This is a genomic window from Gordonia phthalatica, assembly GCF_001305675.1.
Lineage (GTDB): Bacteria > Actinomycetota > Actinomycetes > Mycobacteriales > Mycobacteriaceae > Gordonia > Gordonia phthalatica.
In genome coordinates this window covers 743,287-757,772 of record NZ_CP011853.1, presented here as the reverse complement: position 1 = coordinate 757,772, position 14,486 = coordinate 743,287, and the positions used below count along the sequence as shown (strand labels likewise).

Here is a 14,486-nt window from a genome sequence, read left to right as displayed (position 1 = left end):
GCTCACGCCTCCTGATTCTCGGTCTGCTTGGTGTCGGGATGCCATTCCTGCCAGGAGACGAAGTCGGGTGACCCCTTGTACTCGCCGTTGTCGCCCTCCTGGATGCCGTACCACTCGAGGACCTCGGGGACCGTCGGCCCACCGCAGTTGCCCTGGTAGATCTGGTGCACCGGCAGCCACGCCTGGACGTACTTCTCGGGTTCGCGCTCAAAGATCCACTGACAGCCGTCGCTGCAGGTGTGGTAGGTCTCGCCCTCGTACTCGCTGTGCCGGAACGAGATCTTCGTCGGATCGTCGCGCTCGGTGAACGCCATCGGCACCTGACACACCTGGCACAGCTGCGGGAGCCCCTGGAAGAAGACGCGACCGCCCTCTGCCTCGATCTTCCGGTGCTTGTCCCAGTTGGGGCCGTAGTGCTTGTCGAACGTCTCGCCGTACTGCTCCGACAGCCACGCCGTGTGCTCCGCGGTAGGGACCTGCGTGGTGAACGACGCGGCGAACGAGAAGTTGTGCAGGATCTTGTAGACCTCGTGCGAGAGCTTGTCCTTCTCCGCGATGGCGTCCTCGACGTGGCGCGGCGGACGGATGCCGTAGAACTCCAGGTCCGGGAACAGACCGCCGAGCATCTGCTCCTCGAAGTACAGCTCGAAGGCCTCCTTCCAGCTCATCACCGGCTTGGGGAGCATGTAGTCCATCATTCCGGCGACCAGCGCCGACATCCGGTACGCGCGCCAGAACCACTTGTCGATCCAGTCCTGGATGATCGGCACGTTGTCCTCGTCCTGCTCCAGCAGGAACTTGATGGCCTCCAGGCCCAGCGTCATGTGGCGGCTCTCGTCCGACTGCGCGGAGAACCCGAAGCTCATGGTCGGCATGTCGCCGTTGAAGCTGGCACCCGACATGAACGGCACGAACAGCAGGTTGGTCAGCAGGTACTCGAAGCTGAAGGAGATCGAGATCAGGAACTCGAACGGGCCGGCGGTCATGGCGTCGTCGAACAGCGACTTCGGGACCGAAAGGTACCAGACGCGGTCGTGCATCTGCGACCACGAGTGGAAGCCCGAGTAGTACTTGTTGTAGTTGCTGATGGTGTGGACCTGCGTCTGGCAGTGCCGCAGCTCGTCGACGCTCTGGCACAGGGCCGCGAAGCGCGGGGCCGGGCCCTCCAGGTAGCGGGCGAGGTACGCGAAGTGCCGGTGCGCCTGGTACTCCAGCGGCGTGACGCCCTGGATGAACAGCTTGATGGCGTTCAGGTACGACGCGTCCGACACCGTCAGGTGCCCCTGGCTCTGAGCGAAGCCGTCCAGGACTGCGTACAGACGCTTGTCCTTCTCCGCCTGGTACTTGTAATACGCGTCGACGGTCAACCGGAAGGGATCCTCCCAACCGTCCCAGTCGTGGATCTTGATGCCCTCGTAGCGGGTGTACGGGTACAGCTTCTCATGCTCGACGTACGACGGCTCCCAGTCGAGGTCGCGGGTCAGCGCCGAGTAGCGCTGCTTGAGCGGCAGCTTCTTGGCGCGCTTGGGGGCCGAGGACTTGGGGGTCTGAGCGGTGGTCATGTGATGGTCTCCTCGTAACAGTCCGGTCAGTGTTCCCAGGCGACGACGATCTGGTCGTCGTCCCATTCGGCGAAGTTGCCGGTGTAGGTGACGATCGCGAGCTGGAACTCGCCCGTCTCCCATTCGCGGCCCAAGTGGGCCTCCACGGATTCGCGGTTGATGACGATCTGGCCGGGGGCCGACAGTTTCACGAGGCCGGGCAGGCGGCGGACCTCCATGTCGGGGTTGTCGCCGCGGATGGCCGCGATGATGGCGCGGTTCTCGTCGGACTCCTGCATGTCGATGCCCACGGGGCGGGTCGCGCGCGTCATGCCGACACCTCCGCTCCGACGGCGTCGTCGACGACGGCGGTCAGCGCTCCGATCGCTTCGGCGGCGCGGGCGCCCCATTCGACGTCGATGCGGTCGAGGGTCGCGGCGTTGGCCTCGCCGTGCTCGGCGTCGGCGCGCCAGGCCTTGACGAGGGCGTCGAGCCACTTGCGCTGGTCGGCGAACCAGGTGGTCAGGTACTGCGCAACCAGGCTGTACGCGCCGGCACCACCGAGCAGCGCGCGGTCGTCGAGGCCGCTGTAGAGGGCCGGGTACAGCACCTTGTCGACGGCGTCGATGGCGAGCAGGCCCTCGGCCCAGTCGTCCACGACCATGATCTCCTCGACGAGGCGACGCAGCGGCTGCAGGTGCTCGCCGGTCATCCACTGCTCCTTGGCGCCCTTGAGGACGTCGACGGTGCCGACACCCGCGGCGATGCCGATGCGGGACAGCATCTGCGCGTTGCCGATGCGATCGAACGCGGCGAAGCTGGCGCACTGCGACAGCGACGTGCCGTACGCGAATCGGGATCCGGCGACGCTCACCAGCTGGGCGCCCGCCTCGTAGTGGCGCAGCGGGACGATGACGTCGGCCACGACGCGGGTCCAGGCCTCGGGCATCTTGGCGAGGAGTTCGCGGTTCTCCAGGTACGAGAGGGTCTTGCCGAACTCGTCGTGCAACGCGGCGCGGTTGGTGACGTACGGCGTGTAGTAGTACTGCCGCGGGTCGGCGAAGACGTACGGATCCGTCAGTTTGAGCGCGCTGTAGTTCGCGTCGTACAGCTCGTGGTCGGGCGTCCAGGTGGGCCGGTAGTGGAAGTTCTCCCGCGGCTCGATGTCGAGGGTGGCCTCCTGGTAGCGGGTGGCGGGCTCGTCGCCGAACCGCTTGATGATGTTCTGGTAGGTCTGTCGCTTCGGTTCGATGGTCTGGTAGCGAAGTTCGAATTGCATCGATATCTCCTGCTCGGTGGGCTGGGTCAGTTGCCTGCGATGAGTTCGAGGACCAGCGCGGCCATCTCGTCCTCACCCGCCAGGCGTCGGGACGTGGGGACGCCGCGGACCACCAGTTGCGCGGTGGCGGTGTGCCCGGAGACGACGGTCTCGATGCGGGCGGTGCGGTCGGCGTAGTCGAGGGTGAAGGCGAGGGCGCCGGTGCCGGTCTCGTCGGTGAGGCCGAGCACGCCGACGGCCTCGTCGCTGCCTGCGAGGACCGCGTTGGCCTCACTGACCAGCTGCTCGGCGAGCGAACGGATGATGACCTGGGTGTCGGCGGCATGCGCGACGGTCACCTCTTCGCTCGGCAGGGTCTGCGGCGACGACGCCGGCGCGCCGTCGAGCAACTCCTGCACCTGGTGCATGAACGGGGTCATCCCATCTCCTCCACTGTGGCGTAGCGCATTCTCATTGCGTACTGAGATGATCTTCACACACCATTGGGTGGGAGTGAAGTATTAGAAACACCCGCATTAAGACTAAAGGAATCTTTATCTGAGGCTGGTGAGATCGATCTCCGGCAGGGCCGTATACAGGCAGGCCAGGACACGTTCCAGGTGCGGAGACGGGGGCTCGTCGCGCATCGCCATGGCCAGTTCGACGGTCGGCGCATCTCCGGCGAGCGGCACATACACCGCACCCGCGATCTGCAGCTGCTGCACCGACTGCGGCACCAGCGCGACGCCGAGGCCGGCCGCAACGAAGGAGACGAGGGTGGAGGTCTCACCGACCTCGTGACGGATCGACGGCGTGAAGCCCGCCCGCTGGCAGGCGTCGATCACCACCTGGAAGACCACCGATCGATTGAAGCCCGAGTAGGAGACGAACTGCTCGCCGGCCAGATCGGCCACCTCGACGGACGCCCGCGCCGCGAGCGGATGGGTGTGCGGCACGACTGCGATCATCGCCTCGGTGCCGACCACCTCGTAGCGCAGCTGGCGGTCGTGCACGGGCGGTCGCAGGAAGCCGAGGTCTATGACGCCGCTGTGCAACGCCTCGGCCTGCTGCGGCGTCAGCATCTCGCCGTGCAGGTCGAGGTCGATGTCGGGCAGTTCGGCGCGCAGTCGTCGGGCGATGGCGGGCAGCAGGTGGTAAGTCGCCGAGCCGGTGAAACCGATGGAGACGCGGCCGATCTCGCCGACCGCGATGCGGTTCGCCTCGTCGCCGGCGGCGTCGACCGACGCGAGGATCTCCCGGGCGCGCTCCAGGTAGCGCTGACCGGCAGCGGTGAGCTCCACCTTGCGGGTGGACCGGTTCAGCAGGGTGACGCCGAGGTCCTCCTCGAGCTGTTTGATCTGCTGCGAGAGCGGCGGCTGCGCGATGTGCAGTCGCTGTGCCGCACGCCCGAAGTGGCATTCCTCCGCGACTGCGACGTAGTAGCGGAGATGTCGAAGTTCCAAGTGATCACCGATCCGTTCCGCCCCCGACTGTAGACACTGCGGGGGCGGAACCGATGCGGTCTCAGACCATTCGAGCGAGCAACTCCGCGGGCTCCTCGCCGAAGGTCTCGAGGATCTGCGCTCCGTCGGCGCCGACGGCGATGATCGCCTCCGGGGTGTAGACGCGGTCGACGCAGGAGACGCCGGTCAGCGGGTAGTGGCACGACGGCACCAGCTTGGCGTCGCCGTTGCGGGCGAACAGCGTCATCATCACGAAGACCTGTTTGGCGCCGATCGCCAGGTCCATCGCGCCGCCGACCGCCGGGATCGCGTCGGGCGCACCGGTGCTCCAGTTGGCGAGATCGCCGTCGTAGGACACCTGGAAGGCACCCATGACGCAGACGTCGAGGTGTCCGCCGCGCATCATCGCGAAGGAGTCGGCGTGATGGAAGTAGGCCGCGCCCGGAAGCTCGGTGACCGGCACCTTGCCCGCGTTGGTGAGGTCGAGGTCCACCTCGTCGCCCTGGGCCTGCGGCCCCATGCCGAGCATGCCGTTCTCGGTGTGCAGGGTAATGGCGCTGTCGGGCGAGAGGTGGTCGGAGATCTGGGTCGGACGGCCGATGCCGAGGTTCACATAGGAACCCACGGGGATGTCGGCGGCGATGCGGGCGGCCAGCTGGTCCATGGTGAGCGGCTGGTCGCCGCCGCGGACAGCATCGGCGGCGAGGGTGATCTGAGTGTTCATCGTGCGCCCTCCACGGCGAATCGGCGGGTCGGGGTGGCGATGACGCGGTCGACGTAGATGCCGGGCGTCACGACGGCTTCGGGATCCAGGGTGCCGACGTCGACCACCTCCTCCACCTGGACGACGGTGGTGTCGGCGGCGGCAGCCATCACGGGTCCGAAGTTGCGGGCGGTCTTGCGGTAGACCAGGTTGCCCGCACGGTCGGCGCGGTGCGCTCCGATGAGCGCGACGTCGCCCTTGATCGGGTATTCGAGCAGGTAGGTGCGGCCGTCGATGACGCGCGACTCCTTGCCTTCAGCGAGCGGCGTGCCGACCGCGGTCGGCGAGTAGAACGCGCCGATGCCTGCACCTGCGGCACGCATCCGCTCGGCGAGGTTGCCCTGCGGAACCACCTCCAGCTCGATCTTCCCCTCCCGATACAGACCGTCGAAGACCCACGAGTCGGACTGCCGGGGGAAGGAGCACAGGATCTTGCGGACGCGACCGGCGGCCAGCAGCGCGGCCAGCCCGTGATCGCCGTTGCCCGCGTTGTTGCTGACGATCGTCAGATCCGTGGCGCCCTGGCGGATGAGGGCGTCGATCAGGTCGAAGGGCATGCCGGCCAAGCCGAACCCGCCGACCAGCACGGTGGATCCGTCGGACACCCCGGCGACGGCCTCGTCGGCGTCGCCGCAGAACACAGTGGCACTCACGGCTCACTCCTAGCTGCAGGTGAGAGGTTGTTTCGTTCCCCTACGACGCTATGGCCTCGGATTCATACTGGCAATTACCCATTCTTCCGAGATTGATACTCTTCAGATTTCAACAGGGACGGTTGGGCAGACAGCCTGTGATCTAGCGTTCACTCGCCCGACTCGTTTCGATCAGGGCACTGGTGCGCTGTAGTATCAGCGTCGTGGTCATCTTCTTTGAAATCCTGCTGGCAGCCGCATCCCTGCTGATCATCTGGTTTGCGCTGTACACCGTCTACCGACTGGTCAACGACGAGTCATGACCCGCTCCGGAAACGAAGCGATCTCCGACGCTGAGCTCCGCTCTCAGGAGACTGCGGGCAAGAACCTCGCAGCCGTCGGCGACCTCCCCGTTCCTCCGGATACGGCCAACCTTCGCGAGGGCGCGGATCTTCACTCCGGCCTGCTCGCACTCCTGCCGTTGGTCGGCGTCTGGGAGGGCCAGGGCGAAGGGCACGACCCGCTGACCGGCACCGACTATCAGTTCGGTCAGCAGATCATCGTCTCGCACGACGGTGGCAACTACCTCGTCTGGCAGTCCCGTTCGTGGGTGCTCGACGAGCAGGGCGAGTTCGTGCGCCCCGACCTCCGCGAATCCGGTTTCTGGCGGATCAGCGAGGACGACACCATCGAGCTCATGCTCACGCACGCCGAAGGCTCCATCGAGCTGTACTACGGGCGTCCTCTCAACCAGACGTCGTGGAATCTGACCACCGACGTCACCATCCGCACCGAGACCGGCGCCCACACCGGCGGCGCCAAGCGCCTCTACGGTCTGGTCCCCGACGGCGACCTCGCCTACGTGGAAGAGCGCGTCGACGCCGAGGGCGAACTGACGCCGCGGCTGTCCGCGAAACTCCGTCGCGTCATCGGCTGACGCCGCTTCGCGCCCGGATCGCTGGGGGTCACCCCAGCCGCAGCACCGGCACGTCCACGCCCGACACGTCCTGATGCGTCACCGCGACGACGGTACGGTCGCCGAACAGGTCTCCGCAGATCAGCGCCATCAAGCGCTGCGCGTCGGCAGCGTCGAGATGTTCGGTCGGCTCGTCGAGCAGGACCACCGGGGCGGGGTGCAGCAACGCCCGCGCGAGCAGCAGGCGACGTCGCTGACCGCCCGACAGCGCGGCCGATCCGCCGACCAGTTTCTCGTCGAGACCGCCCGGCAGACCGTCGAGCCACTCCCCCAGTCCGACCTGCTTCAGCGCGACGCCGATCTCGGCGTCGGAGACGTCGCCGCGCGCCACGCGCAGGTTTTCGCGAACCGTCGTCGAGAAGACGTGCGCGTCGTCGGGGAAGTAGCAGACCGACGATCGCAGGTCGGCCCCGTCGCAGGTCACGTCACCGGTCAAGGGAGGCAGGAGGCCGGCGATCGTCATCAGGAGCGTCGACTTCCCGACGCCGCTGGGGCCGACGATCACCTGGCGTGAGCCGGGGTCCAGCGCCAGATCGAGCGGCTCGCCCAGCGGGTGCTCCCAGCCCCACTCGAGATCGACCGCGGTCAGGCGCGTCGGCGCGGTCTCGACCACCGGATCGTCCCCGGCCCCGCCGCCCGCGCGGGCGCCGTCGACCAGGGTCATCACCCGACGCGCTGCCTGCCGCCCGCTCTCCCACGCGATGCCCGCTTCGACGAGCGGCGCGGTGGTCTCGAACGACGACAGCGGCAGCAGCAGGAGGACACCCAGCAGCATCGGCGTGATGCCGTCACCGGTGGGGACGTCCATCAGCGAGCCGGACAGTCCGGACGCCAGTTGCACGCCGATGATCGCAGCGGCGAGGACACTGACGCCCATCGCGATCGGGGTCACGGCCTGCGCGGCGGCCTGCCACCGCATGCCCGCGTCCTCGGCACGCTCGGTGCGACGATCCGCCGCCGACACCGCGCGCAGCACCCGCTCGCGGGCGCCGGCCACCGCCAGTTCCGGCCCGTGCCACAGCAGCGACGAGGCGGCCTCGGCCACGTCCTCGCGTGCCTGGGCGGCGTCGGCCACCCGGCGGGACGATCCGCGTGCCGCCAACCACGGCGCCAGGACGCCGCTGACCAGCAACGCGACCGCCAAGACCGCGGCGGCAGGCACCGATACCATCGCCATGATGAGGACCGCCGCGACGGAGGTGACCGCACCGACCGCCATCGGAATCAGTCCGCGGACCAGGGCGTTGCCGATCTCGTCGACGTCATCGGCGGTGCGGGCCATGAGCTCCGACTGGCGCAGGCCCACGGTGAAGCCGGGAGAGCCCTGCGATAGTACGCGGTAGACGCGGGTGCGGGCGTCGGCCATCGCGCGAAGGGCGACGTCGTGCGTCGCGAGGCGTTCCAGGTAGCGGAACACACCGCGCGAGATGCCGAGCGCCCGGACTGCGGTCACCGCCACCGACAGGTAGAGCACCGGCGGCATCTGCCAGGCGCGGGTGATCAACCACGCCGACAGCGCGGCGAGACCGAGCGCCGACAGTGCGCCCGCGACGCCGAGCAGGATCGGCACGACGAGGCCGCGCCATCGCAGGCCGGTGAACGCCAACGCGGCGAGGACCGGATCTCTGCGTGTCACCGGAGCGCCTCCCCGAAATCGACGACCCGGTCGGCCGCCGCGAGCGTCGCGGGCCGGTGCGACACCATCACGACCGTCGCACCCGCGTGCGCCCGCGCGACGAGGGCTGCGAGCACGCGGTCGGCGGTCTCGTCGTCGAGGTGGGCGGTGGGCTCATCGAGCAGGAGCAGGGGCGCGGACGAGGCGAGCGTGCGCGTCAGGGCGAGACGCTGCCGCTGCCCCGCGGACAGTCCCGCGCCGCCCGCGCCCAGCATCGTGTCGAGGCCGTTGGGCAGATCAGCGAGGACCTCGTCGAACGCTGCGGCGCGGGCGGCGTCGTTCAGTGCGCCCTCCGCGGGCCCTCCGAACAGCGCGAGGTTCTCGGCGACGGTTCCGGGCACGATGGCGGGATGCTGTGGCAGCCAGGCGATCTGACTCCGGTAGGGATCGGGCTCCAGATCGAGCACGTCGACGTCGCCGATGCGGATCGTTCCCTCGTCGGGTCGGTGCAGGCCGAGGATCGCGGCGACGACCGTCGACTTGCCGGTCCCGTTGGGTCCGGTCAGGACGGTGAGCTCGCCGGGACGGATCGTCGCAGTGAGGCCGCGCGGCGCCCAGCCGTCACGACCCGCGATGCCGACGTCGTCGATCGAGATGACAGCCCCACGTGCCGTGACCTGCGATGTTCCACGTGACTCATCGTGCCGCGAGTCGATCACGTCGAGCACGTCGTCGGCCGCCGCGACTCCGTCCTCCGCGTTGTGGAACTGGGCGCCGATCTGCCGCAGCGGCAGGTACGCCTCGGGAGCCAGGACCAGGGCGAGGACGCCCGAGTAGAGGCTCATCTCGCCGAAGACCAGGCGCAGGCCGATGCTGACGGCGACCAGCGCGACGCTGAGGGTCGCGAGCAGTTCGAGGACGGCTCCGGAGAGGAAGGCGATCCGCAGCGAGCTCATCGTCGTGCGGCGCAGGCGTTCGCCGAGGTCGGCGACCTGCCCGGCCGGCCCCTGCGCGCGGCCGAGTGCACGCAGGGTCGGCAGGCCGGTCATCAGGTCGACGAGCTGGGCGTTCTGGTGGCTCATCGCGTCGAGTTTGCGGCGCGTGCGATCACGGGTGACCAGGCCGATCAGCACCATGAACAGCGGGATCAGCGGAATCGTGACGATGATGATCACGCCGGAGATCCAGTCGGTCCACAGCACCGCGGCCACGACCATCGGCGTGATGATCACCGTGGACAGCAGCGCGGGCAGGTAACCGGAGAGGTAGTCCGACAGCCGGTCCAGGCCGCGGAGCACCACCGTCAACGCGCGTTCGCGCTGTCCCAGGAGGTCACGCGGGCTGGTGGTCGTGGGATCGGTCAGCGCGTCGAGCGCCGCCACCCGCAGTTCATCGATCGTCGCGTGCGCGGCGCGACGACCGGTCCGGTCCGCGAGGTAGCTCATCGCCGCCCGCGCGGTCAGTGCGACGGCCAGCACCGTCAGGTGGACCGCCTGATCGGCGAAGCTCCGCCGGGTCGAGTCGGTGATGATCTCGGCGACCAGTCCGGCCAGTGCGACGGCCGCGGCGATCACCGCGACCACCGTGCCGACCGAGAACACCGATGTCAGGATCACGTGCCTGCGGGCCGACCGCGACGCCCGCAGCAGCCGCGGATCCAGCGGCGGTCGTCGCCGCGCCTCCGCGGTCGCCGGAGCGGCGGTCGCGGTCATTTCCCGACGTTCTGCAGCGGCAGTCCGATGGATGCCGGAATGCTCTCCACCGACAGTCGCTTGCGGAACACCCAGTAGCTGTACGCCTGGTACCCGACGACGACCGGCGTCATGATGGCCGCGGCCCAGGTCATGATGACGAGGGTGTAGTGGCTCGACGAAGTGTTGGCGATGGTCAGCGTGTACGCGGGATCGGTGGTCGAGGGCATCACGTCCGGGAACAGCGAGCCGAAGAGCATCACGGCGACGCCGGCAATGGCGATGCACGTGGCGAAGAACGCCCAGCCCTCACGACGCGCGAACGTCGCGATCACCATGCCGACCGCGGCCACCGCTGCGATCGCAACCACTCCCCACGTCCACGCGTGACCGTGGGCGAGCTGCGTCCAGATCAGGAACACCGCGGCGACGATCGCCGTCGGCACCGCGAGGATCGCGGCCCGCTTCTGCGCGTCGTCGCGCATCTCGCCACTGGTCTTGAGCGCGACGAAGACCGCGCCGTGCGTCAGGAACGCGAGCAGCGTGGTCGCTCCGCCGAGCAGCGCGTACGGGTTCAGCAGGTTGAAGAAGCCGCCCGTGTACTGGTGGTCGGCGTCGATCGGCAGCCCGCGGAGGACGTTCGCGAAGGCGACGCCCCAGAGGATCGCCGGGATCCACGAGCCGAGACCGATGCCGACGTCGCACCAGCGGCGCCACTTCACGTCGTTGATCTTGCCGCGCCATTCGATCGCCACCACGCGCACGATCAGCCCGATCAGGATCAGGAACAGCGGCAGGTAGAAGGCGGAGAACATGGTGGCGTACCAGCCGCCGAACGCCGCGAACAACGCCGCGCCGCCGGTGATGAGCCAGACCTCGTTGCCGTCCCACACGGGGCCGATGGTGTTCAGGAGCAGGCGACGCCGTTTGTCCGCCAGAGCAGGATCGTGCCTGTCGTGCTTGTCGGGCAGCGTCATCAGCATCCCGACGCCGAAGTCGAAGCCCTCCAGCACGAAGTACATGGTGAACATGACCGCGATGATCACGAACCAGACGTTCTCAAGAGTCATCGTCAGCTCCTCAGTAGGCGAACGAGAGTTCGGGGGAATCGTCGGCGTCGTCGTCCTTGGCGACGACGGCCGCGGAGTCCTTGTCGGCGGGGCCCTCGATCACGTAGCGCCGCTCCAGGTAGAACCACACCACGCCCAGCGCGCCGTAGAGCAGCGCGAAGCCGATGAGCGTGGTCCACACCATCGGTGCGGTGTTATTGGAGACACCGTCCTGCACCAGCATGTGGACCTTCAACGGCATGCCGTCGGGATCCGCCCAGTTCGGGACGACGACCCACGGCTGTCGACCCATCTCGGTGAAGATCCAGCCGGACGCGTTCGCCAGGAACGGCGTGGGCAGCATCCACAGTGCGAGGCGCCCGAACCACCGCGGCACGTCGCTCCGTTTACGCCGCAGGAACCAGAGCCCGCCGGCCGCCACGACCACCGAGCCGAGCGCCCAGGTGATCATGGCGCGGAAGCTCCAGTAGGTGACGAAGAGGTTCGGCGCGAAGTTGTGCCCGGGCATGCCGAGGGCGTCCTGGTACTGCTTCTGCAGTTCGTTGACGCCCTTGACCTCGGTGTCGAAGCGGTGGTCGGCCAGGAACGAGAGCATGTTGGGGATGGCGATGACGTGCTCGATGTTGTCGCAGTTGTTCTGCCGCCCGATGCTCAGGACGGAGAACGGCGCACCGGTCTCGGACTCGCACAGCGACTCGGCGGCGGCCATCTTCATCGGCTGCTGCTTGAACATCAACTGGGCCTGCATGTCTCCGGTGATGAACAGGCCGAGACCCGATCCCATGACCACCCACAGCGCCAGGATCGCGACAGGTCGCCAGAGCGTCTGGTTGTCGTGCCGGAGCTGTTCGGGCGACGCGCCCACTTGGCTCGGCGAGCTGGTCTCCGGGATCACCGACTCGTCGCCGGTCTCGGCGGCCTCCTCGATCTTGGCCGCGCGGAAGCTGTTGCGCGCCATCCACCAGAGGCCGATCACGGCGACGACGGTCGACGCCGTCAGCAGCGCACCCAGGATGACGTGCGGGAACGCGACGAGGGTCGTGTTGTTGGTGATGACTGCGATGAAGTTGTTCATCATCGGCCGGTCGCGTTCGGCGTCCCATTCGACGCCCACCGGATGCTGCATCCACGAGTTCGCGACGATGATGAAGTACGCCGACACGTTGACGCCGATCGCGACCATCCAGATGCACGCGAGGTGAATCCGTTTGGGCAGGCGACCCCAGCCGAACATCCACAGGCCGATGAACGTGGACTCCAGGAAGAAGGCCATCAGGCCCTCGAGCGCGAGGGGCGCGCCGAAGACGTCGGCGACGAAGCGGCTGTACTCGCTCCAGTTCATGCCGAACTGGAACTCCTGCACGATGCCGGTGGCGACGCCGAGCGCGAAGTTGATCAGGAAGATCTTGCCGAAGAATTTGGTCGCACGGAGCCACTGCTCGTTGCCCGTGCGATGCCAGATGGTCTGCATCACCGCGATGAGCGGCGCGAGGCCAATGGTGAGCGGGACCAGAATGAAGTGGTAGACGGTGGTGATACCGAACTGCCATCTGGACAGGTCGACGACGTTCACAAGCAGGCCTCGATTCAGCGACCGAACACTGGACTACTACATACGGTAGTAGTGTTTCCTGCGCTGTAAAGGGGTCGTGACCGAGGCAACCCATTTCCGAACTATGAGGCTGCCGACTCCCGCGCCAACTCCGCGACGCCCACCACACTCGTCTGGTTCAGTGCCCGCCCGTCCAGTTCCCGAACCCGGGCGGCGAGGGTGATCGAGGACAGCAACCACACCTCATCGGCGTCGTACAGGTCGTTGACGTGCAACGATTCCTCGCGCGAGGCGATCCCTCGCTGCTGCGCGAGCTCGAAGACCGCCTCCTGCGTGGTGCCGGGCAGGATGCCGTCGTCGCGCCGCGGCGTCACGAGAGCGCCGCCGATCACCGCGACCACCGAGCTGCGCGGCCCCTCCAGCACCGTGCCGTCGACGGACAGGAAGACGGCGTCGTCGAGCCCGAGGGCCTGCACGTGCCGCAACGCGGCGACGTTCGACGCGTAGCTCAGGGACTTGACCCCGGCCAGCAGCCAGGGCGCCTGGGCTGCGAGCCCGGACCGGTAGGCCGACGGCAACGACACCGCCCGCACGCCGTCGCGCCGCGCGGCCTCGACGCGTTCCGGCACCTCGGAGATCGAGACGTAGAGGGTCGGCGCCGCAGTGCCCTCCCGGCCCGCCGTGTACACGACGCGAAGCGCACCCTCCGCGGACGACGTCCACTCCCTCGCCGCGATCTCGACCAGGCGCGCCACGTGGTCGACGTCCACCGCGGGCAGTCCGGCCGGCTCGGCGCTCCATGCCAGACGACGCAGATGTCGTGCAGTCCCGCAGACCCGCCCGTCCCAGACCAGCATCGTCTCGAACAGTCCGTCGCCGTGCAGGACGCCGAGGTCGTCGGCGTGCAGAAGCGGAACGTCGGGATCCACGACCCGACCGGCGGCATCGACCACTACACGCTGCATGCCTCCACGATGTCACGACCTGAGACGACTTCCACCCAGCGGGAAGCAAGTCCCGGAATGTGCGCGCAGCCGTGTAGCACCATGAGGCATGACTGCTGAACAGACAGAACGCATCGTCGTCGTGACCGGAGCCAGTCGCGGAGCGGGCAAGGGCATCGCACTCGCGCTGGCCCAGCCCGGCACCACCGTCTACGTGACCGGCCGGACCACCGCGGCAGGCCAGACCTCCCTGCCGGGCACCATCACCGAGACCGCCGAGGAGATCACCGCACGCGGCGGCACCGGGATCGCCGTCGCCGTCGACCACAACGACGACGCCCAGGTCGAGGCCCTGTTCGACCGCATCCGGAGCGAGCACGGTCGCCTCGACATCCTCGTCAACAACGCGATCGCCCTGCCAGCCGGCCTCACCGACAAGGGGCCGTTCTGGACGAAGGGCCTCGGCTTGCTGGACCTGCACGGCGTCGGCCTGCGCTCCACCTACGTCGCTACTTACTACGCGGCACCCCTCCTGTCCGAGACCGGCGGCGGCCTGGTGGTGAACACGTCGTCGTTCGGCGGCACCTGCTACATGCACGGCCCCGCCTACGGCTCCGGCAAGGCCGCCGTCGACAAGATGGCGCACGACATGGCCGTCGACTTCAAGCCGTTCGACGTCGCCGTCGTCTCGCTCTGGATGGGTCTGCTCAAGACCGAGGTCAACATGGCCGCCTTCAACGCCGACCCCGACATGTACGACGGCCTCGTCGCCACCGCCGAATCCGTCGAGTTCCCCGGCCGGGTGATCGACGCCCTCTCCCGCGACCCGAAGCGGATGGAGCGGACCGGCCAGATCCTCGTCGGCGCCGAACTGGCCCAGGAGCACGAGATCACCGACATCGAAGGCAACCAGCCGCCGTCGCACCGCCCGTTCCTCGGCGACCCGACGACGTTCTCCGCCGCCGTCATCGACTGAGATCA

The 14,486-nt window shown here is 68.0% G+C and carries 14 protein-coding genes; 2 read left to right on the top strand and 12 right to left on the bottom strand.

Annotation, left to right across the window (positions count from 1 at the left end):
• Positions 1 to 2 precede the first annotated feature (2 nt).
• From ACH46_RS03525 to ACH46_RS03495, 7 genes are all read right to left on the bottom strand, one after another.
• On the bottom strand, positions 3 to 1,562 hold the full coding sequence (locus ACH46_RS03525) for a YHS domain-containing protein (RefSeq protein WP_062391707.1): 1,560 nt from the start codon (positions 1,560 to 1,562) through the stop codon (positions 3 to 5).
• Positions 1,563 to 1,588: 26 nt separating this feature from the next.
• Positions 1,589 to 1,873, bottom strand: coding sequence for an MmoB/DmpM family protein (locus ACH46_RS03520; RefSeq protein WP_062391706.1), 285 nt, complete (start codon positions 1,871 to 1,873; stop codon positions 1,589 to 1,591).
• Complete coding sequence (locus tag ACH46_RS03515) at positions 1,870 to 2,820, bottom strand: ferritin family protein (protein ID WP_062391705.1); 951 nt, start codon at positions 2,818 to 2,820, stop codon at positions 1,870 to 1,872. The genes ACH46_RS03520 and ACH46_RS03515 overlap by 4 nt, the downstream gene beginning before the upstream one ends.
• Positions 2,821 to 2,846: 26 nt before the next feature.
• A complete protein-coding gene (locus tag ACH46_RS03510; RefSeq protein ID WP_062391704.1) occupies positions 2,847 to 3,239 on the bottom strand; it encodes a hypothetical protein in 393 nt (130 codons plus the stop codon).
• A gap of 114 nt (positions 3,240 to 3,353) precedes the next feature.
• Complete coding sequence (locus ACH46_RS03505; protein WP_062391703.1) at positions 3,354 to 4,262, bottom strand: LysR family transcriptional regulator; 909 nt, start codon at positions 4,260 to 4,262, stop codon at positions 3,354 to 3,356.
• Positions 4,263 to 4,323: 61 nt separating this feature from the next.
• Positions 4,324 to 4,986, bottom strand: a complete 663-nt coding sequence (locus ACH46_RS03500; RefSeq protein ID WP_062391702.1) for a 3-oxoacid CoA-transferase subunit B — start codon at positions 4,984 to 4,986, stop codon at positions 4,324 to 4,326.
• Positions 4,983 to 5,678, bottom strand: coding sequence for a 3-oxoacid CoA-transferase subunit A (locus ACH46_RS03495; RefSeq protein WP_062391701.1), 696 nt, complete (start codon positions 5,676 to 5,678; stop codon positions 4,983 to 4,985). Before ACH46_RS03495 ends, ACH46_RS03500 begins: the two co-directional genes overlap by 4 nt.
• 298 nt (positions 5,679 to 5,976) lie before the next feature.
• On the opposite strand from ACH46_RS03495, the gene ACH46_RS03490 reads away from it, so the two are divergent.
• Complete coding sequence (locus tag ACH46_RS03490) at positions 5,977 to 6,594, top strand: heme-binding beta-barrel domain-containing protein (RefSeq protein WP_062391700.1); 618 nt, start codon at positions 5,977 to 5,979, stop codon at positions 6,592 to 6,594.
• A 28-nt stretch (positions 6,595 to 6,622) separates the two neighbouring features.
• Here the strand turns inward: ACH46_RS03490 and cydC are convergent, their stop codons facing one another.
• The 5 genes from cydC to ACH46_RS03465 all read right to left on the bottom strand — a co-directional run bounded on the left by cydC (position 6,623) and on the right by ACH46_RS03465 (position 13,526).
• Entirely contained in the window at positions 6,623 to 8,269 is a 1,647-nt protein-coding gene (gene cydC, locus ACH46_RS03485; protein ID WP_062391699.1) for a thiol reductant ABC exporter subunit CydC, read from the bottom strand.
• Positions 8,266 to 9,960, bottom strand: coding sequence for a thiol reductant ABC exporter subunit CydD (cydD, locus tag ACH46_RS03480; protein ID WP_062391698.1), 1,695 nt, complete (start codon positions 9,958 to 9,960; stop codon positions 8,266 to 8,268). The genes cydC and cydD overlap by 4 nt, the downstream gene beginning before the upstream one ends.
• The gene (gene cydB / locus ACH46_RS03475) at positions 9,957 to 11,009 is read right to left on the bottom strand and encodes a cytochrome d ubiquinol oxidase subunit II (RefSeq protein ID WP_062391697.1); all 1,053 of its coding nucleotides are present in this window, start codon (positions 11,007 to 11,009) and stop codon (positions 9,957 to 9,959) included. The genes cydD and cydB overlap by 4 nt, the downstream gene beginning before the upstream one ends.
• Positions 11,010 to 11,019: 10 nt before the next feature.
• Positions 11,020 to 12,582: a cytochrome ubiquinol oxidase subunit I gene (locus ACH46_RS03470; RefSeq protein ID WP_062391696.1), complete on the bottom strand. Its 1,563-nt coding sequence runs from the start codon at positions 12,580 to 12,582 to the stop codon at positions 11,020 to 11,022.
• 101 nt (positions 12,583 to 12,683) lie between these two features.
• Positions 12,684 to 13,526 carry an aminodeoxychorismate lyase gene (locus ACH46_RS03465; RefSeq protein WP_062391695.1) on the bottom strand — a complete coding sequence of 281 codons (843 nt, stop codon included), beginning with the start codon at positions 13,524 to 13,526 and terminating at the stop codon, positions 12,684 to 12,686.
• An 88-nt stretch (positions 13,527 to 13,614) separates the two neighbouring features.
• Here ACH46_RS03465 and ACH46_RS03460 point away from each other — a divergent pair, with 88 nt between their 5' ends.
• Positions 13,615 to 14,481 (top strand): SDR family NAD(P)-dependent oxidoreductase, encoded by an 867-nt coding sequence (locus ACH46_RS03460; protein WP_062391694.1) that lies wholly within the window; start codon positions 13,615 to 13,617, stop codon positions 14,479 to 14,481.
• The last annotated feature ends 5 nt before the right edge of the window (positions 14,482 to 14,486 follow it).

Excerpts from the sequence above, each read along its gene's own strand:
- ACH46_RS03520 (WP_062391706.1), bottom strand. The coding sequence starts at position 1,873 with ATGACGCGCGCGACCCGCCCCGTGGGCATCGACATGCAGGAGTCCGAC.
- cydB (WP_062391697.1), bottom strand. The coding sequence starts at position 11,009 with ATGACTCTTGAGAACGTCTGGTTCGTGATCATCGCGGTCATGTTCACC.
- ACH46_RS03515 (WP_062391705.1), bottom strand. The coding sequence starts at position 2,820 with ATGCAATTCGAACTTCGCTACCAGACCATCGAACCGAAGCGACAGACC.
- ACH46_RS03525 (WP_062391707.1), bottom strand. The coding sequence starts at position 1,562 with ATGACCACCGCTCAGACCCCCAAGTCCTCGGCCCCCAAGCGCGCCAAG.
- ACH46_RS03460 (WP_062391694.1), top strand. The coding sequence starts at position 13,615 with ATGACTGCTGAACAGACAGAACGCATCGTCGTCGTGACCGGAGCCAGT.
- ACH46_RS03500 (WP_062391702.1), bottom strand. The coding sequence starts at position 4,986 with ATGAACACTCAGATCACCCTCGCCGCCGATGCTGTCCGCGGCGGCGAC.
- ACH46_RS03490 (WP_062391700.1), top strand. The coding sequence starts at position 5,977 with ATGACCCGCTCCGGAAACGAAGCGATCTCCGACGCTGAGCTCCGCTCT.
- cydD (WP_062391698.1), bottom strand. The coding sequence starts at position 9,960 with ATGACCGCGACCGCCGCTCCGGCGACCGCGGAGGCGCGGCGACGACCG.
- ACH46_RS03465 (WP_062391695.1), bottom strand. The coding sequence starts at position 13,526 with ATGCAGCGTGTAGTGGTCGATGCCGCCGGTCGGGTCGTGGATCCCGAC.
- ACH46_RS03510 (WP_062391704.1), bottom strand. The coding sequence starts at position 3,239 with ATGACCCCGTTCATGCACCAGGTGCAGGAGTTGCTCGACGGCGCGCCG.